General features: G+C 43.7%; 14 protein-coding genes and 1 riboswitch. Of the genes, 9 read left to right on the forward strand and 5 right to left on the reverse strand.

Annotation, left to right across the window (positions count from 1 at the left end; translation table 11 throughout):
* The first annotated feature begins 66 nt into the window (after window positions 1–66).
* The 4 genes from ACFPIK_RS10085 to ACFPIK_RS10100 all read left to right on the forward strand — a co-directional run bounded on the left by ACFPIK_RS10085 (window position 67) and on the right by ACFPIK_RS10100 (window position 11,013).
* A complete protein-coding gene (locus ACFPIK_RS10085) occupies window positions 67–1,812 on the forward strand; it encodes a tetratricopeptide repeat protein (protein WP_377914817.1) in 1,746 nt (581 codons plus the stop codon).
* Window positions 1,813–2,287: 475 nt separating this feature from the next.
* A complete protein-coding gene (locus ACFPIK_RS10090) occupies window positions 2,288–5,569 on the forward strand; it encodes a SusC/RagA family TonB-linked outer membrane protein (protein ID WP_377914819.1) in 3,282 nt (1,093 codons plus the stop codon).
* Window positions 5,570–5,621: 52 nt separating this feature from the next.
* Complete coding sequence (locus ACFPIK_RS10095) at window positions 5,622–7,352, forward strand: RagB/SusD family nutrient uptake outer membrane protein (protein WP_377914821.1); 1,731 nt, start codon at window positions 5,622–5,624, stop codon at window positions 7,350–7,352.
* 136 nt (window positions 7,353–7,488) lie between these two features.
* Complete coding sequence (locus tag ACFPIK_RS10100) at window positions 7,489–11,013, forward strand: VCBS repeat-containing protein (protein WP_377914823.1); 3,525 nt, start codon at window positions 7,489–7,491, stop codon at window positions 11,011–11,013.
* Here the strand turns inward: ACFPIK_RS10100 and ACFPIK_RS10105 are convergent, their stop codons facing one another.
* Window positions 11,014–11,775 carry a creatininase family protein gene (locus tag ACFPIK_RS10105; RefSeq protein ID WP_377914825.1) on the reverse strand — a complete coding sequence of 254 codons (762 nt, stop codon included), beginning with the start codon at window positions 11,773–11,775 and terminating at the stop codon, window positions 11,014–11,016.
* Window positions 11,776–11,860: 85 nt separating this feature from the next.
* Here ACFPIK_RS10105 and ACFPIK_RS10110 point away from each other — a divergent pair, with 85 nt between their 5' ends.
* The 4 genes from ACFPIK_RS10110 to ACFPIK_RS10125 all read left to right on the forward strand — a co-directional run bounded on the left by ACFPIK_RS10110 (window position 11,861) and on the right by ACFPIK_RS10125 (window position 15,702).
* Window positions 11,861–12,847, forward strand: coding sequence for an isoaspartyl peptidase/L-asparaginase family protein (locus ACFPIK_RS10110; RefSeq protein WP_377914827.1), 987 nt, complete (start codon window positions 11,861–11,863; stop codon window positions 12,845–12,847).
* On the forward strand, window positions 12,844–13,581 hold the full coding sequence (locus tag ACFPIK_RS10115; RefSeq protein ID WP_377914829.1) for a copper homeostasis protein CutC: 738 nt from the start codon (window positions 12,844–12,846) through the stop codon (window positions 13,579–13,581). Before ACFPIK_RS10110 ends, ACFPIK_RS10115 begins: the two co-directional genes overlap by 4 nt.
* Before the next feature lie 6 nt (window positions 13,582–13,587).
* Entirely contained in the window at window positions 13,588–15,126 is a 1,539-nt protein-coding gene (locus ACFPIK_RS10120) for an FG-GAP repeat domain-containing protein (RefSeq protein WP_377914831.1), read from the forward strand.
* 117 nt (window positions 15,127–15,243) lie between these two features.
* Window positions 15,244–15,702 (forward strand): CBS domain-containing protein, encoded by a 459-nt coding sequence (locus ACFPIK_RS10125; RefSeq protein ID WP_377914833.1) that lies wholly within the window; start codon window positions 15,244–15,246, stop codon window positions 15,700–15,702.
* Window positions 15,703–15,745: 43 nt separating this feature from the next.
* On the opposite strand, the gene ACFPIK_RS10130 is transcribed toward ACFPIK_RS10125, so the two are convergent.
* The 4 genes from ACFPIK_RS10130 to ACFPIK_RS10145 all read right to left on the reverse strand — a co-directional run bounded on the left by ACFPIK_RS10130 (window position 15,746) and on the right by ACFPIK_RS10145 (window position 19,391).
* Entirely contained in the window at window positions 15,746–16,912 is a 1,167-nt protein-coding gene (locus tag ACFPIK_RS10130; protein WP_377914835.1) for a trans-sulfuration enzyme family protein, read from the reverse strand.
* 102 nt (window positions 16,913–17,014) lie between these two features.
* Window positions 17,015–17,118, reverse strand: a riboswitch (SAM riboswitch).
* 61 nt (window positions 17,119–17,179) lie between these two features.
* Window positions 17,180–17,740: an aminoacyl-tRNA hydrolase gene (gene pth / locus ACFPIK_RS10135; protein ID WP_377914837.1), complete on the reverse strand. Its 561-nt coding sequence runs from the start codon at window positions 17,738–17,740 to the stop codon at window positions 17,180–17,182.
* 126 nt (window positions 17,741–17,866) lie between these two features.
* Window positions 17,867–18,439 (reverse strand): 50S ribosomal protein L25/general stress protein Ctc, encoded by a 573-nt coding sequence (locus ACFPIK_RS10140; protein ID WP_377914839.1) that lies wholly within the window; start codon window positions 18,437–18,439, stop codon window positions 17,867–17,869.
* Between the two features lie 25 nt (window positions 18,440–18,464).
* The gene (locus ACFPIK_RS10145) at window positions 18,465–19,391 is read right to left on the reverse strand and encodes a ribose-phosphate pyrophosphokinase (protein ID WP_377914841.1); all 927 of its coding nucleotides are present in this window, start codon (window positions 19,389–19,391) and stop codon (window positions 18,465–18,467) included.
* A gap of 268 nt (window positions 19,392–19,659) precedes the next feature.
* Between ACFPIK_RS10145 and ACFPIK_RS10150 the strand changes: the two genes are divergently transcribed.
* Window positions 19,660–22,377 (forward strand): M14 family metallopeptidase, encoded by a 2,718-nt coding sequence (locus ACFPIK_RS10150; RefSeq protein WP_377914843.1) that lies wholly within the window; start codon window positions 19,660–19,662, stop codon window positions 22,375–22,377.
* Window positions 22,378–22,560: the final 183 nt, after the last annotated feature.

Consider the following 22,560-nt stretch of genomic DNA (forward strand, 5'->3'; position numbering starts at 1 on the left):
AAAAAGAGTTTGAATTCTATAATCGCTTTGATCCTCAGAATGTTTTACGGGATATCATTCTTTCTAATGCTATCCCTAGCTGGTTACGGTCAGGAAAATCGAACTGGCTCTACCAATCGATTTTTATCCGATGCTAACATGATTCCAACAAAACTCAAGTTGGAAGGTGATTCAATTCGATTCACCATCAAAGGCTCTATTCCGGTAGAATCTGTTTTGATACCTAGAAACCCAAGATTGACACTTACGCTATATTCAAGTGGAGGTGCTATTGAGTTTGGAGAATTACCCATTGTCAAACAGGTTGCCAATTTTACTTACGAGAAGAAATTTTCGGTGAAATATGAATCTTGGATGCAAGGTGCATTCTTAGAGCTTGAATTTTTCCAAGGAAAAAAAGGAACAACTACTCCTACTGAATCAAAAATTTTAGGAAAGGGAATCATTTCACCTCAGTTGATGGTCAAATTCGGAGAAGTTTATCCCAATGAACCCATTCCTCAAGTAGGATTATACCAACTGACAGGTGGGATAGACCGTGAGCTTGAAAATAGACAGGAATTCGAATTGATTTTTAATCCAGGTACTTCTGTATTGAAGGCGGGTGCAGAAAATCTCGATACTTTTAAACGGATCGGAGATTTTATCAAGAAGAATCCCACTATCCTTCAAGTAAAAATCACCGGAATTCAATCACCCGAACAAGCGGAAGGAAGAAATAGTCAGCTGGGAAACATGAGAGCTCAAGTAGCTCAAAAGAATTTGCTCCAAAGATTTCCTGAGATTCCTTCCAGTGTGATGAAAATAGAATCGAGATGGAATGACTGGTTTGACTTGAGGCTTTTGCTGAAAGAATATCAAGGAATATCCACGCAGAGGAAAGATGAGTTATATGAGATTTTGCTCAATAATGAGTCTTTCTTGGAAAAGGGAGAAAGGATAAAAAAACTTCCAGGATACAATCAACTTGCCGGCGACCTGTTTCCAAAATTACGTGCAGCAAAGGTAGAGATAACTGCTAAACCGGCTCAAGGTCTCAACCTAGAACAAACAAATCGGTTAAGGGAAGCAATGTCAGGAAATTCTGGTGTGAATAGACTGACATTTGCAGAGTGGGCTTTGGCAGCGGAATCAAGTCAAAGTCTGGATGAAAAAGCATTGATCTATTCTAAAATGACAGAGTTTTACAGATCTGCTATACCTTATAATAATATGGCGGTGGTTAGGATGCGGCAAGCACAGCGTACATTGGATATTGGATCCAAGGAAATACTTTGGGAAGAAGCAGAGCGACTTTTGAATCAAGCCTACCGAATAGAGTCCAATGCCTATTCACTCCATAATTTAGGGCAGATTTTGGCATTGAAAGGTGAGTATTGGGAAGCCTACAAGAAATTGTCCGAAGCTTCTGTGCTCTCTAAAAATCCGGATTTTATCCATTCAAATGAAATGCTGAGAGGAGCTTTGGACGTGCAGCGCGGAGATTATAAACTGGCAACTTTGAGATTTGATTTTCCTACCAAAGATCCAAAAGACTTATTCAATAAAGGCTTAGCTTATTATATGCTAAATGATTACATAAAAGCCACACAATTTTTTGAAGAATCAGTTATTCAAGGAAGAGAATTTGGATTTGGGTATTATGGATTGGCAATGATCGCAGTTCAATCTGGACAAGCAGAAATAGCGGTTATACAGCTGAAAAAAGCCATTTCTTACAATTCCTCCCTGCTTGAAAAACTAGTAAATGATCCAATTTTTGATGAATTGATGAAGGATCCAAGCTTTTTCAATGAATTGAAATCAAATTAGATTTCTATTAGAGAATTATTAAAAAAATGCTAAAAAAATTCAATTTTTCGCAGAGGATCAATTCATTAAAATTCCAAGAAAAACCATGAAACCTTAATTATTAAGCCTTTTTGAGGTATTTCTGGACATTTATTTTGCAGAAAGGTGCCGATCTCAAAATTTTATTTATCGGAGAAAATTTGATTTTTCTTTTAGATTATTTAACATTGACGGTTGAGAAACGACAATTAAACCCAAAATTCTAGCCTATGATTAAACTTGACTAAGTCAATTCCTACTCTCTCCTAGCATCATCCGATGCACTCAAGCCTACAGGTTATTTAGTTCGCAGGTCAGTCTGACCAGGTATAGTCGCAATAGAAAGTGTAAAATTGAAGCTCTTCCCTATTGCAATTATTTTAAGAATAATCGCAAACGATTGCATAATCAATTAACAAACAAGTTTTTGAGATTAATCTTGTTACCCAATCTATCTATGTATATGAAAAATGTTTACAAAATTCTAAGTGTGTGCCTTACGCTCTTAGTCCTATCTGTTTCGTCTGCCTATGCGCAGAAAACGGTAACAGGTACGGTTCTGGATGAGTTCGGTTTGGGCCTTCCGGGTGTGTCTATCCTTGTGAAGGGAACCACTACCGGTACTGCCACCGATATTGATGGAAAGTATTCCCTCAGTGTCCCAAATGACCAAGCTACTTTGGTCTTCTCTTTCATTGGCTATGCTGCTGTTGAACAAGTAGTAGGTCCTAGAAGCGTGATCAACGTTTCCATGAAGCCGGATGAAAGAACCCTTACTGAATTGGTTGTAACCGGTTACTCTATCGACTCTAGAAGAGAAACTACCGGTGCGATCGCCACAGTAAACCCTAAAGATTTGACTGTAATTCCTACCGGTAACGTAGAGCAAACCCTTCAGGGTCGTGTTTCTGGTGTTACTGTAATTACCAACGGTCAGCCAGGTACATCTTCCATTATTCGTGTTCGTGGTTTCGGTGCCTTCGGCGGTAACGAACCTTTGTACATCGTGGACGGTTTGCCAACTGCTTCGACCGACTTCTTGAACCCGGATGATATCGAGTCTACCACTGTATTGAAAGATGCGGCTGCTGCTTCTATCTACGGTGCTCGTGCAGCTAACGGTGTAATCGTTTATACAACCAAGCGTGGTGCACGTGACAAGAAGATGAGAGTGGATTACAACGGTATGTATGGTTTTACAGATCCTGGAACAGGTTTGGATATGACCAATCCTCAGGAGTATGCTGACTTGACTTGGTTGGCTGAGAAAAATACAGCTGCCCTTCAAAACCGCGCTCCATCCTATGGTCACCCACAATTCGGAACTGGTGCAACTCCTGTGATGCCTTATTACCTAAGCTTGATCACCAGAAATCCACAGACAGGTGCTTTTGGTGTGGCTTCAGGTCAGCCAGGGCCTTTGACTCAGGCTCAGATCGATCAGCAAAGAGAATGGTACAATGTTGACCCTACAAGAGGTACAGTACGTCAATTGACCAGAGCAATGACCGGAGAAGGTACGGATTGGTATGCTGCCTTGACTAGAACAGCTCCATTGCACAGACATTCAATCGGATTCAACGGTGGTTCTGAAACTTCAAGATTCTACATCGGTCTTGGTATGCAAGAGCAAGCAGGTATTATGATTGGTAACCAATTCAGAAGATATTCATTAAGAGCTAACTCTGAATTTGATGTAACCAAAAGAATCAGAATCGGTCAAAACTTCCAGGCTACTTACAGACAAGTATTGGGTCAGCAAGGTGGTACAGGCGGTAGAGGTGTATCTGATGACGAAAACGACATCCTTCAGGCATTCCGTATGCCATCCATCATTCCAGTATATGACGAGTTTGGTGGCTATGCAGGTACAGCATCTAGAGGTTTCAACAACCCAAGAAACCCTGTAGCGAGCCGTGACGGTCAATTGAACAACAGAAACTTTAATGCTAACGCGTTTGGTAACGTATATGGTGAGTGGGACATCATTGATGATTTGACCTTCAGAACCTCAATTGGTGGACAATACAACAACTTCTATTTCTGGGATTATTCAAGATTGCAGTACGAAAACTCTGAAAACAACTCAGCGTTTGGTTACGGTGAAGGTGCTGGATTTAGCTTCGGTTGGACATTTACCAATACTGTCAATTACAAGAAGAAAATCGGTAAGCATGATTTCAACTTCTTGGGTGGTCAGGAAGCTTTGAACTCAGGTGTGGGTAGAAATATCAACGCAGTTGGTCAAAATCCATTCTCAACAGACCCTGATTTCATTACAATCACAAACCTTCCAGTAAGTACTCGTCAAGTAAACTCCTCTTTATTCAAAGGGGTTAACTTCAACTCTTACTTTGGTCAATTGAAGTATACCTTCAATGACAAGTACATCGTAAGTGCTGTAGTTCGTCGTGACGGTTCTTCTCGATTTGGTGAAAACTCAAGATATGGTGTATTCCCTGCGTTCTCTGCAGCTTGGAGAATTTCATCTGAATCATTCTTGCAGAGCCAGACTTGGATTGACGATTTGAAAATCCGAGGTGGTTACGGTGAAATGGGTAACTCAAACAACGTTGATCCATTGAACCAGTACTCTCTATTTGCAGGTAACATCGGTGCTTCATCTTACGACATCACCGGTTCTAACTCTGGTGCTGTAATTGGTTTCAGAAGATCACGTATCGGTAACCCTAACGCCCGTTGGGAAACTGCTGTAACCCAAAACGTAGGTTTTGACGGTACTTTCTTTAATGGTCGCTTGGATGTGATCTTTGACTGGTGGAGAAAAGACACCAAAGACTTGTTGTTCACCGTTCCAATTCCTTTGACAGCTGGTTCTAATGCTGCTGCTCCTGCAGTAAACATTGGTGAAATGTTGAATAGAGGTTTGGACCTTTTGGTAACTACAAGAGGTAATTTTACTAGCGATTTGACTTATGAGTTGACCGTAACAGGTTCTACTTTGAAGAATGAAATTGTTGCCCTTTCTCCTGGTTTGAGCTTTATTACTTCCGTTAACCCATCTTACCGTGGTATCCAGCCTATCCGAAATGCAGTAGGTCAACCTCTTTCTTCATTCTTCGGCTTTAAGACCTTGGGTCTATTTAGCAGTGCAGAAGATGTAAGATCTCATGCAGTTCAAGACGGAGCAGCTCCTGGCCGTTTCAAGTTTGAAGATGTAAATGGTGATGGAAGAATTACTCCAGATGACCGTGTGTTCTTGGGTAATCCAGTTCCTGATTTTACCGGAGGTATGAACTTCACTTTGGGTTACAAAGGCTTTGATTTGTCAGCTTATTTGTACACTTCTATCGGTAACGAAATCTGGAACCAGTCTCGTTGGTTTACTGATTTCTTCCAGACCTTTGAAGGTGCTGCAATCTCAAGAAGACTATATGATGCTTGGACTCCTCAAAATTTGGATGCTAAAATCCCAGTTGTTGAAAGAGTTTCCAACTTCTCAACTTCTAACGTAGCAAACTCTTTCTATGTGGAAGATGGTTCTTATTTGAGACTTCAGAACTTGACTTTAGGCTATTCTGCTCCTGCAAGTGTTCTTCAGAAGTTGAAAATGGAGAGAGCCAGAGTATTTGCATCTGTAAACAACCTGTTTACATTGACCAAGTATGAAGGTCTAGATCCTGCGGTAGGTGGTGATGCCGACTTGACTTTCGGTATCGACGTAGGTAACTATCCGGTTACTAGAGGTTGGACTTTCGGTCTAAATTTGAGCTTCTAAGCCAAACAACATAATTTGAATCGAGTTATAGACACTATAATAGATTAAACAAATGAACAATTTTAAATTAAAAATCGGTGCCCTACTAGCATCTACAGCGATGATGGTAGCAGTGAGTTGTAGCGATGAATTCTTGGAAATTCCGCCGGTTGGTCAGTTGTCAGAAAATCAGCTTTCTTCATTGGCTGGTATTGATGCCTCTTTGATCGCGGCGTATTCTCAGGTAAACGGTCGCGGAAACAGATTAGGGTCTCCTTCCAACTGGGTTTGGGGGAGCATCAGAGGGGGAGAGGCAAATAAAGGTACTGACCCCGGTGACTTCACGACCATTAACCCTATCCAGCGATTCGAAAATGATGCTGCTGGTGGTGAAATGGGTTCCAAGTATAACGTTTGTTACGAAGGTATTGCAAGAGCAAACAATGTCTTGAGGCTTTTAACAAAGGCTGGTGCAGATGTTACGCCAGCTGATAAGATCAGACTTACTTCTCAGGCAAGATTCCTAAGAGCGCATTTCTACTTTGAGTTGGCTCGTGATTACAACAGAACTCCTTATGTGGACGAGACAGTGGATTATGGTAGTGGATTAGAGGCAGTGAAGAATGACAAAGACCTATGGCCTTTTATCATTGCTGACCTTGACTATGCTGTCAAAAATCTTCCTGCTACACAGCCACAGGTAGGCCGTGTTAACGCTTGGGCTGCTAAAGCTTACTTAGGCAAGGTGTATATGTACACCAAAGAGTTTGCTAAAGCAAAAGCCTTGTTTGATGACGTAATTGCAAATGGTGTTACTTCCAATGGTTTGAAGTATGGTTTGGTTCCTTACTATGACGACATGTTCCGTGGTAAGAATGACAACCATCAGGAGTCTGTTTGGGCTTACCAAGCAGCAGCAAATACGGGTTCTGTGAACAATGCTAACCCGGAATTTGACTTGAACTTCCCATACAATACCGGTCCTGCTGGTCCTGGTAACTGTTGCGGATTCTTCCAGCCAAGCTTCACATTCGTAAATGCCTTCCGTACAAAAGACGGTCTTCCACTACTTGACAGAACTTACAACAGTGCTGCTAATGAAGTGAAGAATGATATGGGAATTGCTTCAGGTGCGGCTTTCACACCGGATGCAGGTCCACTTGATCCTCGTTTGGATCACACTGTAGGTCGTAGAGGTATCCCTTATTTGGATTGGATGGATCACCCAGGTCAAGCTTGGATCCGTAACCAGCCTAATGCAGGTCCTTACTCTCCTAAGAAGTATGTGTATGCTAAATCAGAAGCAGGAACTTTCCAAGATAACTCTTCTTGGACTCCTGGCTATACCGGTATCAATTTCATGATTATCCGTTTTGCAGACATCTTATTGTTGGCAGCTGAAGCTGAAATCGAAGTAGGTAGCTTGGAAAAAGCTAGAGAATATGTGAACAGAATCAGAACTAGAGCAATCAATTCTCCAGTAAAGAGAGGAGACGGTTCTAACGCTGCTAACTACGACATCAAGACGTATGATGCTCCTTGGACCGTAAAAGCTACTGCACAGGCAGCTGTACGTATGGAACGTCTTCTTGAGTTGGGTATGGAAGGTCACAGATTCTACGATCTTCAGCGTTGGGGTACTGCTCAGGCTGAATTGGATTACTATTTCGCTTATGATGGTGTGAAATTGGCTTCTGCCCTTGGTGGTGCTAAGTACACAGAAAAATATAAGTGGGTTCCAATTCCTCAGGATCAGATTGACCTAGTGGGTAAGGATATTTTGATTCAAAACCCAGGTTTCTAATCTAAACCGAATTAATTATTAAGAGAAGGTCGAAAGGCCTTCTCTTTTTTGTTTTGGGGCTTTTTATTCCATGTTTTCTTTCATTTGGATGGTGGAAAGTGCTAATTTTCTTCACCCAAAATCCATTCATTTTCCTATGAAGACCCCATTTAATTTCCTGATTATTGTATCTCTTTTAGTGTTGATTAGTTGCCAAAAAAGTGATACTCTTTTTGAATTAAAATCACCTGAGGATACAGGAATAGATTTTAATAATTTGATTACAGAGTCTGATAGTTTCAACATCCTTACGGATGAATACATTTTTAATGGCGGCGGAGTAGCAGTTGCTGATTTTGACCAAAATGGCTTTCAGGACCTTTTCTTCACAGGTAACCAAGTTCCCAATCGTCTTTATCTCAATCAGGGAGAATTTAAATTTAAGGATGCCTCTGAAGTAGCTGGTGTAATGGCTCCTGATAAATGGTGTACAGGAAGCGTGATTGTGGATATCAATTTGGATGGACTTCCTGATATTTATGTGGCCACTGCTATGAAAAAGGGCCCTGGGGAGCGCAATAATCTTCTTTTTGTAAATCAGGGGAAGGATGCTGATGGCAATGTGACTTTCCAAGAAATGGCTGATCAATATGGCATCGCAGATCCGGGAAATTCTATGGGGGCTGCCTTTTTGGATTATGACTTGGACGGAGACTTGGATTTATATGTCTTGAATAATGAGCAAGTCATCGCTAAGCCTACCAATTTCCGAACAAAAATCTCGGATGGTTCTGCGGTGAATAATGATGCGTTCTACAGAAACAATGGGGACGGCACCTTTACCAATGTGACCCTGGAGGCAGGTATTACCTACGAAGGATTCGGACTTGGTCTTGCCATCGGTGATGTAAACAATGACGGCTGGCCTGATATCCATGTGAGCAATGATTACATCACTAATGATATCCTCTACATCAATAATCAAAACGGTACTTTTTCGAATAAGACCAAGGAATTCCTAAAGCACCAAAGCCAGTTTTCTATGGGATCCGATTTGGCAGATTTCAACAATGATGGAATGCCGGATCTGATTACCATTGACATGCTTGGAGAAGATAGTTATCGGAAAAAGACCACAATCGGTAAAAATGTCTATCAGACGTATATCAACAATGAGCAGTTTGGATACGAGTATCAGCATGTGAGAAACATGGTCCATCTCAACAATGGACCAGGTGTTCCTTTTAGTGAAGTAGGTATGGTGGCTGGAGTTTATCAGACAGACTGGAGTTGGGCTCCCTTATTTGCCGATGTGGATAATGATGGGAAAAGGGACCTGTTGATTACCAATGGTTTTCCACGTGATATCACCGATAAAGATTTTGCCAATTACCGGGCAGATGTAGGAAGTATCGCTTCGGTAAGGCAGCTTTTGGATTCTATTCCGATTGTGAAAATTCCCAATTACTCTTACCGAAATCTAGGTGATTTGAAGTTTGAAGACTCCGGGGATGCCTGGGGATTAAATCAACCTTCTTTTTCCAACGGTGCAGTATTGGCTGATTTGGACTTAGATGGGGATTTGGATTATGTGGTCAATAATATCAATGATCCAGCTTTTGTCTTTGAAAATAAGTTGAATGAAAATAAAAAAGCTCCCGCATTTTTAAGGATCAAACTTAAAGGTCCCAAGCTAAATCCGGAGGGATTAGGCGCTAAAGTCTGGGCTAAGACTCCAACAGGTGAGTTTCTGTTTCAAGAAATGCAGGTGGTGAGGGGGTACATGTCTTCCACCGAATCCATCATTCATTTTGGTTTGGATTCCCTGAGTGCCGTGGAAGAGCTTCATGTTATTTGGCCGGATGGGAAAGAGCAAAAGTTGTCCAAAGTAGCCGTGAACCAAGTGATAGAGGTTGCCTACCAAGATGCAAAAGTAGGTGCCGGTAATTTGGCTGTCTGGAATCAGGATGTAATTGCTCCTTTATTAGCCGAGGTGTCTGACTCCTTGGGTATTCAATACATTCATCAGGAAACGGACAAAATTGACTACAATATCCAGCGAACCTTACCTCACAAACTCTCCCAATATGGCCCAGTACTCTCAGTTGGAGATATTAACGGGGATGGAAGGGAAGATGTAATCATCGGTTCTGCAGCTGGGTTTTCCCCAGTTTGGTTTTCTCAAAATCAAGATGGCTCGTTTACCCAAAAAGAGTTGTTGCCAGGAGAAAATTCAGCCTTTGAGGAAGTGGGTATTCTGTCTTTTGATCTTGAAAATGATGGGGATTTGGACCTCTATCTGGTGAGTGGAAGTGCCGAGTTTGCGCCTGATGCTCCTGAATATCAGGATAGAATTTACCTAAATGATGGAAAAGGCAATTTCACCTTGGATAAGAATTTCTCTTTGGTTCAAGCCAATGGAAGCGTGGTGCGAGGGGCGGATGTGGACGGAGATGGATTTATGGATCTTTTTGTAGGTGGTCGTACACCGGTAGGAAAATTCCCTCTTCCTGAGAAAAGCTTTTTCCTGAAAAATAATCAGGGAAACTTGGCCGATGGTACCAAGCAATGGCTTCCTGAAATTGAAAATCTGGGAATGATTACCGACGCGGTGTGGTCTGATGTCAATACCGACGGAAAGGTCGACTTGGTGGTAGTTGGTGAATTGATGCCGGTGACTGTTTTTCTGAATAGGGGAGATCGCTTTGAAAAAGCTCAGAACACCGGTTTGGAAAATTACCTGGGTTGGTGGAACTCAATAGTGACTGCAGACTTCGATCAGGATGGAGATACAGATTGGATGGTAGGAAATATGGGGGCAAATAACCCTCACCATCCGTCTTTTGATCGTCCTTTGAAAATTTATGCCAAGGATTTTGATGCCAATGGCTCCATTGATCCGGTAACTTTTGCCTACTACAAGGAGAAAATCGGAGGTAATTTCCAATCTTTTCCAAGTCATTTTTGGGATGACCTTACCGGACAAAGTCCGATGTTCAGAAGGAAATTTGATCGCTATAAATACTTTGCACAAAGTACGGAGGCTACTTTTTTCACCGAAGAGGAAAAACAAGGTGCACAAATCCTGACCGGAAATTTTGACCGTTCGGTTTGGGTCGAGAATCTTGGGGATGCCAAATTTAAAGTTCACGAGCTTCCCACCATCGCTCAGATAGCACCGATGAATGGCATGGTAGCTGACGATTTTAATGGGGATGGATTCACGGATGTGATGATGGTTGGCAATGATTACGGCAATGAGATCTTCATTGGCCGATTGGATGCAGCTATAGGTTGGATGCTCTTGGGGGATGGAAAAGGTAATTTTAAACCCATAAGCACTCGAGAAAGCGGCTTCATGGTGCCTGGTGATGCAAAAGCATTGGTCAAAGTGACGGCCTTTGATGGTTCGGCGATTTATTTGGCTTCCCAAAATCGCGGGAAACTCTTGGCGTTTCAGCCTCAAAGAACAAAGCTTAAGTCCATCACACCTCCTACTGAGGCGATGGCCATTTTGTTGGAACTGAGTGATGGACGAATGCAACGCGTGGATGCGACCTTTGGGGCAGGTTTTGGTTCGCAATCCAGCCGATCCATTCATTTGCCAGAAGGGGTGAAATCAGCCTTGATGATTACTTACAAGGGAGAGATGATTCCACTCACCATTTTCAGCATGGAATAATTACTTGTAAAGTTCTCCTGGTTTAGCATCACAAATGTCACTGATGAGGTCAGCTACCTTGTCAGTGACATCTTCAAAGTATCGTTTTCCTTTCTCAGGCGTTGCTTTTTTCGGATTGCCAATTCCGGTGTCTTCTGTGACTTGAGACCATTTTCGTTCCGCCCAAGCCCATTTTTCACGAATACCTCGGATCACTGACTTTTTCTCCTCTCCGTCACCAGCCTCTGCTACCGGTAGGATTAATTCAGGATGCAGGTATTGAATCAGGGCAGTCTCCATCTCATCGGCATGATCTCCGGCTTCTTCAAAGTAAAGACTCTTGTCCAAGGCTTGGTACCAATTGCAGGTAAAAAGCATCATGTCAGGATAGTTTAGACCTAGTTCGCGCAGCATGGGTTGGAAGTTGTTCCCACCATGGCTATTCAAGATCAAGAGTTTTTTCAGTCCCTGACGATTCAGCACTTCTATGATGTCCTTCAGAATGATGAGTTGGGTGCTCGGATAGATGTTCATATCCAAGTAGATGTCAGACTGTCCCGTATTTACCCCAAAAGGAATGGTAGGAAGAACCACGACTTTACTGCCTTTTTCCCAGGCTTTTCTGGCACCTTCGGCAGCGATTGCGTCAGCTTCAAATACGTCCGTACCGTAAGGCATGTGGTAATTGTGTGCTTCGGTGGCACCCCAAGGCAAGATGGCGAGTTCATAGCGGAACGTTTTCAGATCTTTCCAATTGGCTTCTTTCAGGATATAGGGTCTCATGGATTTATTCGGAGATTTGGACGTGCGGGAAGGGTTATATTAGCCAAAATTGATAATTTGACTCCTCGATTCTAAAATACGTTTCATGTCTCAAAGAAGAAAGTTTATCAAGCAATCCCTCCTCGGATCTGCTTTATTTTTACCCGGAGTGGCAGCTTCCTGCGCTCAGACAAGTGATCAAAAATCACCGAACGGAGAGAAGCCTTTAATCCTATCAACTTGGAATCACGGTGTACCTGCCAATGCAGACGCTTGGGCCAAGCTGAAGGAAACGGGCAGTATCCTGGATGCAGTGGAGGCGGGAGTAAGAAATACCGAATTGGATATGGATAACCTCTCTGTGGGTCTTCAGGGTCTTCCCGACCGTGAGGGAATTACCACACTTGACGCTTCCATCATGACGGGAGATGGGTCCTGTGGATCGGTTGCTTTTGTCCGGCAAATTAAGCATCCCATATCTTTGGCAAGGGCGGTGATGGAAAAAACACCCCACGTCATGTTGGTGGGAGAGGGTGCCAGACAATTTGCGATTGCTCAGGGTTTCCCGTTGGAGGAGGAGGTGCTCAGTCCAAAAGCCCAAATCGAATACGACAAATGGAAAGTCACCAGTCAATACAAACCCATTATCAATATTGAGAATCACGATACGATCGGTATGATCGGTATTGATGCCAATGGTAAATTGGCGGGCAGCTGTACTACCAGTGGATTGGCTTATAAAATGCACGGAAGGGTAGGGGACAGCCCCATCATCGGAGCAGGGTTGTATGTGGATGATGAAGTCGGTGCGGCGACTGCCACCGGTTTGGGAGAGACGATTATCCGGATTTGTGGTAGCTTCCTGATCGTGGAACTGATGCGTCAGGGCAGATCGCCACAGGAGGCCTGCGAAGAAGCTGTCAAGCGATTGGTTTCAAAGACAAAAAACGTAAAAGACATTCAAGCTGGATTTTTGGCGATCAACAAATACGGAGAGGTAGGCGCCTATGCCGTTCATCCGGGTTTTAACTTTGCCAAAGCCACTGAGTCAGGAAATATCCTCATCGACGCAAACAGTCACTTCAAACCATGAGTAAGATTTTACTGGAAGCGCCGGTTTTCAACCTACAAGGAGCCTTGGAGGCGGCAGAACAAGGGATTGATCGATTGGAACTTTGTGCCAATTTTCCTGAGGGTGGAGAGACTCCAAGTGCAGGGATGCTTCGTTTTTTGAAAAGCGAAGTCGATATCCCTGTTTTTGTGATGATCCGTCCAAGAGGAGGAGATTTTGTTTATTCCCAAAAAGAGCTGTTGGTCATGAAACAGGACATTCAGATTTTGGGAGAAATGGGTGCGGATGGTTTTGTATTTGGAGTATTGGATGAAAAAGGAAATGTGGATCAGAAGGCAAATGAATTTCTGAAAAGAGCTACAGGGGCCAAACCTTGCACGTTTCACCGAGCATTTGATGCATCGGCTGATTTGTCTGACTCATTGGAAAAAATCATTGACTTGGGATTCGATCGGATTTTGACTTCGGGTGGAAAAAACTCCCTAACAGAAGGATTGGACATGGTGACCCAACTTTTGGCAAAAGCCAAAGATAGGATCATCATCATGCCGGGAGGAGGAACAAAGGCTGAACATGTGCCTATCCTAAGAGCGACAGGTTTATTGAAGGAAGTCCACGCTTCCTGTAAATTGGCCAAGGTTTCTGAAAATCAATTTATCAATCCTGATCTTTCATTTTCTTCTGCTCCTTTGGATTATTCCAAACATTTTGGGATTGATCCTGTATTGGTACAAGGATTTAAAACCGTGTTGTAAATACAGATGAAAAGATTGTGGGGTTTTTGGGTTGGAATGCTAATGGTAAGCGCCTGCGGTCAGATCGCAGAGCGAAAGCAGCCTCCACCAAGTTTGTATCAGCTTTCTCAATCCGATCTTGACCTTTCGGGCGAGCAATTGGCGAGGGGTTATTGTGCTTCGTGCCATGTGATGCCTGAGCCTGAAGTTTTAGATAGAACCACCTGGGAAAAAGTTCTTCCAGATATGCGCAAGCGCATGGGATTGTACTTGGAGGAGGATTTTGGTACTTCGCTACCTGAAGATGAAGGGGTGCCGGATGGAATTTATTCTAAAATCCCTTTCATAACCCGTGAAAAATGGGAAAAGCTCCAATCTTATTATTTGGAAAATGCTCCGGATATGCCACTTCCTCAAGAGTCCAAGGTTGCCCCGCGAGTGGGGATTCCGGGGTTCAATTTGGAGGTGCCTAATTTTCCCTTTGTCAGGTCAAGCTTGACGACCATGCTCCGTGTCCATCCCAAAACAGGAAAGTTGTGGTTGGGCCATCGGTTTAGGGCATTGTTTGAACTCGACCCTGCCAATCAATTTTCACAGCTTGATTCCATCCCCACTGCAGTCGCACCGGTAGAAATCCGTTGGAAGGAGGATCAATCTTTTGAGTTACTCACCATGGGATTGATGGACCCCGCCAATGATTCGATTGGTTCAGTTTCTACTTTTGTAAAAAATGATGGTGCTTGGAAGTCACAGCCAGTATTTGAAAAACTCATGCGACCTGTCCATGTGGAAGTGGCTGATTGGAATGGCGATGGTAAGCCGGATTATGTCATCTCCCAATTTGGTAATCACCTAGGTAAATTAAGTCTTCATCTGAGCAAGGATACAGCTTTTCAAGAGGTGATTCTCAAAAAGGATCCCGGAGCAAGGCGTTCGATGGCAGTGGATTACGATGGGGATGGAGATTTGGATATCCTAGTCTTAATGACTCAAGCAAAAGAGGGATTGGTTTTGTTTGAAAATACGGGCGGTGGGAAGTTTAAGGAAAAGCAATTAGTCAGTTTTCAGCCTGCCTTTGGATCAAGCGATTTTAGATTTGAAGACATGAATGGCGACGGGAAAGCTGAACTCATATTGGTCAATGGTGACAATGCGGATCAGAGTCAAATCCTGAAAAATTACCATGGTGTCCGAATTTTTGAACGCGATAACTCAGGTGAATTTGAGGAAAAATGGTTTTATCCCATGCATGGAGCGACTGGATTGGAAGTGGGAGATTTTGACCAGGATGGGAAAATGGATGTGGTGGCCATTGCTTTTTTTCCCGATCGAAATCAAAAACCTCATCAAAACTTGATTTATTTCAAACAGGAAAAGCCTGATTCCTTCCTCCCTTTTGTCTTGAAAGAGCAATTGGAAGATCATTGGCTGACGTTAACCAAGGGGGACCTGGACAAGGATGGAGATGAGGATTTGATTGTGGGGACATTTGCTTTCGACCAGCTCTATCAGGCACCTACCAAACAATGGAGACCCTTTGTAGTTTTGAGGAATCAATTGAAATAAAATTCTGTAATTATCTATTTCATCCAAATTAATAATTTAATATTCGGAATATTTGGCTCTATTTTTTCATTTTTCATTGAAAATCAGTAGCTTCTTTTATCTCTAAGGGGAAAAACTATGGTAAAAAGTTTTCAAGGGGTAAAAGTGGTGGAGCCTAAGACCCCGGCTCAGCCTATTTTGGTGAGAGACCACATGACATCGAAGTTGGTGACTTTTGGGCCTGATGATACGATCGATCAGGTGATGGAAGCCTTGACCAAGCGGAAAATTTCCGGTGCACCTGTCGTGGACGAAGGTGGAGCATTGATTGGGATTATCTCTGAGGTGGATTGCCTTAGGGAGATTATCAAAGGAAAATATACCAATACCGTCCGTTTTCCCGCTAAAGTGCATGAGTTAATGACTCGGGATGTGATGACGTTGTCTCCGGATATGACACTTTTTGATGCTGCTCAAAAGTTTTTGGAGTATCAGATCCGAAGATTTCCTGTATTGAAAAATGGGCAACTGGTCGGGCAGATCAGTCTCAGTGATGTAATTCGGGCCTTTCCCTCTCTCAAACATACCACCTGGTAAAACCAAAAACGCCCCGAAATTTCGGGGCGTTTTTGGTTCGAGCTTATTTTGATTTTTCGATGGCTCTTTCGACATCCTTTAAGATGTCTTCGTAATGCTCCAATCCTACAGAAAGCCGTACCAGTCCGTCGCTGATTCCCACTTGTGCACGTTCTTCAGGAGAAAGTTTGCTATGAGTAGTCGATGCAGGATGCGTAATGATGCTGCGGCTGTCTCCTAAATTTGGAGTGATGGAAATCATTTGTAGCTGATCGATGAAGCGCTGTGCGCGGGCCAAACCACCTTTCAGTGTTAGGGTAATTATCCCGCCTCCAGCTTTCATTTGTTTCAAAGCCAGGTCGTGCTGTGGATGAGACTTGAGAAATGGATAGCGAACTGCATCTAGTTCAGGATTTCCTTCAAAATATTGGGCGATTTTTAGGGCATTTTCGCAGTGTCTGTCCATCCTTACCGCTAGCGTTTCCATGCTCTTGGATAAAATCCAGGCATTAAATGGTGAGATCGATGGTCCAGTATGGCGGGTGAAAAACTGCACCTCTTTGATCAGATCTTTTTTCCCCAAAATCAGGCCGCCCAAAACTCTGCCTTGTCCATCGATATACTTGGTGGCACTGTGGGTGACGATGTGTGCCCCCCATTTAGCAGGTTGCTGCAGGTAAGGCGTGGCAAAGCAATTGTCTACCACGAGGATCAGGTTGTGTGCCGCCGCAAACTTTCCTGCCCATTCCAAATCGATAATTTCCAGGCCCGGATTGGAAGGGGTTTCCAAAAATAGCATTTTGGTGTTAGGCTGCACCAGCTTGTCCCAATTTTGGCAATCCGAAATGTCTCCATAAGTAGAAGTAATACCCCACTTTGGAAATACTCGGGTTAGCAATTGATGAGTCGATCCAAAAAGTGATCGGGAAGCCAAAATGTGATCTCCTTGCTGTAGGAGTGAAGCAATGCTTCCAAACATGGCAGCCATTCCTGAAGCTGTCGCGATTCCGTCTTCGGTACCTTCCGCGCGGCAGACCTTTTCGATCAAATCGGAAGAATTTGGATTGGAATAGCGGGAGTAGATATTGCCTTGAATCTCGTCTGCAAACATCGCCCGTGCTTCCTCGGCGGATTCAAAGGTAAAGCTGGAAGTGATGAAAATGGGTGAGGAGTGTTCTTTGAGATCGGATCGGCGCTGGATGCGGATGGCATCGGTTTCGAAATGAGACATGGGTTTGGTCGGTTTGAATGCTATTGGGTACTTGGAAACTGAAAAAGAATTTCCCCAAAGAAGAAAACCGAACCAGAAAGTGGGGTAGAGTTGAATCTCGCCAATTTATAGTTCCCGCTTTGGGTAGGACTTGGCACCTTTCTCCTTGGCAGGGATGGTTGCCAGAGGGTCATCGAGCCTAGTCTCTCGCCTCTTCTTTATAAATCAGTTGCCTGAAGTGTCACAAAGAAAGAGGGAGAATTGGTCAAATCCAAATCTCCCTTCATTTCAGTCGTTGTATTGTGTCATGGTTTGTGCGATTCCCGCTGTGCAAAAGCCATAAACCATGTCTATGGCTTTATCCATCATGGAAGGCAGTTCGTCAAATTCCTGCTGAGTGAATCTCCCCAAAACATATTCTACTTGCCGTCCTTTTGGGAAATTGTCACCAATTCCCATCCGAAGTCTGGGGTAGTCTTGTCCACCGCACAGTTCTTCGATATTCTTTAATCCGTTGTGCCCCGCAGCACTTCCTTTGGCCCTCATTCGAAGCTTGGCAAAAGGAATGGCCATGTCATCCACCAAGACAAGTAAGTTTTCTTTTGGGATAGCGAGTTCCTTCATCCAGTAGTTGACAGCCTTTCCGCTCAGGTTCATGTAGGTGGTTGGCTTGATCAAATGCAGGGATCGGCCTTTATGTTTGATTTCGGATTTAAAAGCCAAGCGCTCGCTTTTCCAGGTCACACCTTCCTTATCAGCCAAGCGGTCTAGTGTCAAAAAGCCGATGTTGTGGCGGGTGAGTTCGTACTCCGGACCTATATTTCCCAATCCTACAATAAGGTATTTCATGCTGAAGCTATAAGGGTTGATTAGACCTGTCAGGTTTCAAAAACCTGACAGGTCTGGATTCGATCTAGTGTTAAACAAAAAATCCTGCTCATTGCTGGGCAGGATTTGTTGATTTCGGAGTCAGGATTATTCTCCTTTCTTGCCTCTGAGCGCTCTTGGAATACCAATAGTCACGATAGACACATTTGGAGAAGTAAGGATTTCATATCCTTCAGCCTTCAATTCACCTACCTTGAAAGATTTTCCAAGATCAAGGTTGGAAATATCAGCCACGATGAAGTCAGGAAGGTTTTTAGCCAAACCTTTTACTTTCAATCTTCTGGTCTTAAATTCCATTTTACCACCTTTTGCCATACCTGGAGAGCTACCTTCGATTTTCACAGGAATTTCGAATTTGATTGCTTTGTCTTCCGTGTAAGCCATGAAATCTGCGTGAAGCAAGGTTTCACTTACTGGGTGGAATTGTGCTTCCTTCAATACGGCTTTGATGATTCTGCCTTCGATGTTCAACTCAACCAAGTGAACATCTGGGGTATAGATCAAGTCGCGGAAAAGGATCGCTGGGGAATAGAAATGAACTTGCTCAGGGATACCTGGACCATAAACTACACAGGGTACATTACCGGAATCTCTGATTTCGTTCAAAGCGGCACTGTCGAGATTTGCTCTTTTAAACCCTATAATCTCTAGTGTTCTCATATGTATTTGTATTTAAAATTGGTTCTTAAATAAATAATGAACTGATCGATGTGTGTCCTGTGACGGCGTGTATGGCTTTGCCAAACAACTCAGCAACGGTCAGTACTCTAATTTTCGAAGATTGCTGCTTGAGAGAAAGTGTGTCGGTCACGACAAGTTCTTCCAAAACAGAATTTTCAATGTTTTCATAAGCTTTTCCTGAAAGTACTCCATGCGTAACGATGGCCCTTACAGAATTTGCTCCTTTTTCCATGATGATCTGAGCAGCCTTGCAAAGCGTACCTGCTGTATCTACCAAATCATCTACGAGAATCACGTCTTTGCCTTCCACGTCGCCGATGACTTGCATGGATGCTACCTCGTTGGCTCTTTTTCTGTGCTTGTCACAGACGACCATTTCTACCTCGAAGTGCTTTGCAAAGGATCTCGCCCTTGCCACACCTCCCACATCCGGGGCTGCGAAGATCATGTCTTTCAGCCGAAGTGTGCTCAAATAGGGCGCAAATATAGCAGAACCATTCAAATGATCCAATGGGATATCAAAAAATCCCTGGATTTGACCGGCGTGTAAGTCACAAGTCATGATCCGATCCGCGCCCGCCGAGGTAAGCATGTTGGCAATAAGTTTGGCTGCGATTGAAACTCGTGGTCTGTCTTTTCTATCTTGACGTGCATATCCAAAATAGGGAATGACCGCACAGACCTTATAAGCACTTGCTCTTTTCGCAGCATCGATCATCAAGCAGAGCTCCAGTAAATTGTCGCTGGGGGGATTGGTGCTCTGTATGATAAAGACGGTACAGCCTCGGATGGACTCATCAAAACTCGGAGACATCTCGCCATCACTGAATTTCGACATGGTCATTTCACCCAGCTTTTTGCCATAGCTTTTGGCAATTTTTTGAGCGAGTTCTTGGCTGTTTGTGCCGGCAAAGATTTTTACCTCGGACATAGATTTTGCAGGAATTGGTGGTGGAAACGCTTGAAAAGACAGATAAACAAAAGTAATGATTTTTGGAGGACGGGCTAATCTATCAGCAATCTCTCCAAGTAAAAAATGATAAAATGACCTAACTCTTTTTCCACCATGGGTTGATTTGGTTTTTCTGCTTATTGATTCATTTTTCCGATCCTGTAAATTTTCTAAAGGATACGTCTTTTTCACCTGATTGAGTTGAGCAATGCCTTATTTTAGCGTATTCCCTTCAAGGACAATACTTATGAAAAAAACCACCCTTTTCTTGTTGAATCTGTTGATTCTTCCGCTTTGGCTATTGGCCCAAAGTGTGCCCACCCCTAAATCTCACTTTGGGTTTAATGTGGGAGATCCATATATGCTTGCAAACTTTTCCCAAACAGAAGCTTATTTCAAAAAAGTGGATGCAGCTTCAGATCGGGTAAAATATACCAGCATCGGCAAGACTGAGTTTGGAAGGGAACAACCCATGTTGATCATTACAGCTCCCAAGAATTTTGCGCAGCTCGAGCGATACAAGGAAATATCCCAAAAACTGGGAAGAGCTGAAATCACCGAAGCTGAGGCCAAGGCACTTTCCAGAGAGGGAAAACCCATCGTTTGGATCGATGGCGGACTCCATGCCAACGAAGTAGTAGGGGCTCAGCAGTTGATCGAGACGCTCTATCAGTTGGCTTCCAAAAATGATGAGGAAACGTTAAGGATTTTGGATGAAGTGATCATTCTTTTGGTTCACGTCAATCCCGATGGCATGGAAATCATGTCTGACTGGTACATGATGCATGAGGATAAAGCCAAGCGCAACAAGAATATCCCTGTGCTTTATCAGAAGTATGTAGGTCATGATAATAACCGGGATTTCTACATGAACAACATGAAGGAATCCACCAATATTTCCCTGCAGCAATATGTAGAGTGGCTTCCTCAGATTGTCTACAACCATCACCAAGCAGGCCCGGCTGGCACCGTGGTAGCAGGTCCCCCTTACCGAGATCCGTTTAATCATGTCTTTGATCCACTAATTATCACCAGTTTAGATGCGGTGGGTGCGGCTATGATCAATCGACTGCATGTGGAGGATAAACCGGGGTATACCCGACTCGATGGTTCTGTCTTTTCCACGTGGTGGAATGGTGGATTGCGAACCACACCTTATTATCACAATATGATCGGGATCCTGACGGAGATTGTGGGTGATCCTTCTCCGTATTCTATCCCTTTGGTTCCGGACCGACTGATTCCAAACAACGGTACTCCCTATCCGGTGACTCCTGGCCCTTGGGCATTCCGTACATCGATTGATTATTCTGTATCGATGAACTATGCGATTTTGAATCATGCAGTGCGGCATGGGGATGAGTTGCTGTATAATTTTTACCTGATGGGTAAAAAGTCCATCGATCGAGGAAATACAGATACGTGGACTCGCTATCCAAAGTACGCCGCAGACATTCAAAAATCCTTTGATGCTACCCAAAAGAAGAAAGAGGCGGACGATGAGGATGCGGCTTTTTTTGGATTTAGAGCAGGAGTCCCGGTGCAGTTTTATGATTCAGTCTATAAGAATCCTGCGAAAAGGGATCCAAGAGGCTATATCTTGTCCGCTGATCAAGCCGACTTTCCTACGGCCATCAAATTTCTTAATGCATTGATCAAATCCGGAGTCTTGGTTCACAAAGCCACAGCAGACTTTTCTGTGAATGGGAAATCCTACCCAAAAGGATCTTACATCGTCAAAACAGCCCAAGCATTCCGGCCACATGTCTTAGATATGTTTGAGCCACAGGATCATCCCAACGACTTCTTGTATCCGGGAGGCCCTCCGGTAAGACCTTACGATGCCGCCGGATGGACCTTGGCGTATCAAATGGGAGTAGAGGTAGACCGAATCATGGAAGGATTTGACGGACCTTTTGAACGAGTGGCCTATGGGCAGCTGCTGACCCCGGATCCTGCAACCCTCCCTGTTGCTTCCGGTTATTTGCTTGACTCTCGAGTGAATGATTCTTTCTTGGCTGTAAATGACCTTCTAAAGGCCAATGTAAAAGTGTACCGAACTCAAGCTATGGTGTCGGGACTTCCAGCAGGGTCATTTTACATTTCGGCCTCGGGTAAAAAGCAACTCGAAGCAGCAGCAAAGAACTACGGCGTAAAGCCTGTGGCAGCAAAAGGGTTGCCTTCTGGCGCCAAAGAAGTCAAGCCATCCAGAATCGCCTTGTACGATTATTATGGTGGTTCTATGCCTTCCGGCTGGGTGAGATGGATGTTGGAGCAGTTTCACTTTGAGTTTACCCAGATCTTCCCAATGGAAATCGACGGGGGCAATCTCAATGCTAAATACGATGTGATCTTATTTATCGGCCCCGGTATGCCCGGTGCAGTTGGGGGATATGGTGCAGGAAGTCAGCCAAAGAAGGAGGATATCCCTGCCGAATACCATCACATGCTTGGAAGACTATCCGTGGATAAGTCTATTCCTCAATTGAAATCTTTCTTGGAAAATGGCGGTCAGATCGTCACCGTAGGTGCTGCGACTTCACTGGCTTCTCACCTCAAGCTGCCCGTGACCGATGCTTTGGTGGAAATCGTGGACGGTAAAGAAAAGTCCCTTACCGGAGATAAATACTACATTCCCGGAAGTGTGCTCGAGATGCAGGTAGATAATTCTGCTGCGATCAATTTTGGAATGGGCGAAAAAGCGCATGTGCTATTCAACAACAGCCCAGTCTTTAAACTTGCTCCTGAGGCAGGTTTAAAAGGAGTGAAACCTTTGGCTTGGTTTGGTACTGAGCCTCCATTGAAAAGCGGTTGGGCTTGGGGACAGCAGTACCTGAAAAATGGTGTGGCTGCTTTTGAAGCCCAAGTGGGTAAAGGGAGGCTATATGCTTTCGGTCCGGAAATCACGTTCCGCGGACAGTCGCATGGCACGTTCAAGATGCTGTTTAATGGTCTTTACAAGTAAAACCATTTTCAATACGGTAAAAAAGGTCTGGATTTTTCCAGACCTTTTTTTATTTGGGTAATGTGGTCAAAAATAGTTGGTGACTTTAATTAGAAAATTTCTTAGAATCCCGTGCAGGTTTGAAGAGGACGTAAGCTCTGCTGAGGAGCAACTTACCAGCAATAAGATCTGCCAAGTGGAATG

This window comes from Algoriphagus aquatilis (assembly GCF_042657405.1).
GTDB lineage: Bacteria > Bacteroidota > Bacteroidia > Cytophagales > Cyclobacteriaceae > Algoriphagus > Algoriphagus aquatilis.

What these genes read in the sequence shown, in the direction of transcription:
- ACFPIK_RS10085 (WP_377914817.1), top strand. Translation starts at nt 67, where the DNA reads ATGCTATCCCTAGCTGGTTACGGTCAGGAAAATCGAACTGGCTCTACC.
- ACFPIK_RS10090 (WP_377914819.1), top strand. Translation starts at nt 2,288, where the DNA reads ATGTATATGAAAAATGTTTACAAAATTCTAAGTGTGTGCCTTACGCTC.
- ACFPIK_RS10095 (WP_377914821.1), top strand. Translation starts at nt 5,622, where the DNA reads ATGAACAATTTTAAATTAAAAATCGGTGCCCTACTAGCATCTACAGCG.
- ACFPIK_RS10100 (WP_377914823.1), top strand. Translation starts at nt 7,489, where the DNA reads ATGAAGACCCCATTTAATTTCCTGATTATTGTATCTCTTTTAGTGTTG.
- ACFPIK_RS10105 (WP_377914825.1), bottom strand. Translation starts at nt 11,775, where the DNA reads ATGAGACCCTATATCCTGAAAGAAGCCAATTGGAAAGATCTGAAAACG.
- ACFPIK_RS10110 (WP_377914827.1), top strand. Translation starts at nt 11,861, where the DNA reads ATGTCTCAAAGAAGAAAGTTTATCAAGCAATCCCTCCTCGGATCTGCT.
- ACFPIK_RS10115 (WP_377914829.1), top strand. Translation starts at nt 12,844, where the DNA reads ATGAGTAAGATTTTACTGGAAGCGCCGGTTTTCAACCTACAAGGAGCC.
- ACFPIK_RS10120 (WP_377914831.1), top strand. Translation starts at nt 13,588, where the DNA reads ATGAAAAGATTGTGGGGTTTTTGGGTTGGAATGCTAATGGTAAGCGCC.
- ACFPIK_RS10125 (WP_377914833.1), top strand. Translation starts at nt 15,244, where the DNA reads ATGGTAAAAAGTTTTCAAGGGGTAAAAGTGGTGGAGCCTAAGACCCCG.
- ACFPIK_RS10130 (WP_377914835.1), bottom strand. Translation starts at nt 16,912, where the DNA reads ATGTCTCATTTCGAAACCGATGCCATCCGCATCCAGCGCCGATCCGAT.
- pth (WP_377914837.1), bottom strand. Translation starts at nt 17,740, where the DNA reads ATGAAATACCTTATTGTAGGATTGGGAAATATAGGTCCGGAGTACGAA.
- ACFPIK_RS10140 (WP_377914839.1), bottom strand. Translation starts at nt 18,439, where the DNA reads ATGAGAACACTAGAGATTATAGGGTTTAAAAGAGCAAATCTCGACAGT.
- ACFPIK_RS10145 (WP_377914841.1), bottom strand. Translation starts at nt 19,391, where the DNA reads ATGTCCGAGGTAAAAATCTTTGCCGGCACAAACAGCCAAGAACTCGCT.
- ACFPIK_RS10150 (WP_377914843.1), top strand. Translation starts at nt 19,660, where the DNA reads ATGAAAAAAACCACCCTTTTCTTGTTGAATCTGTTGATTCTTCCGCTT.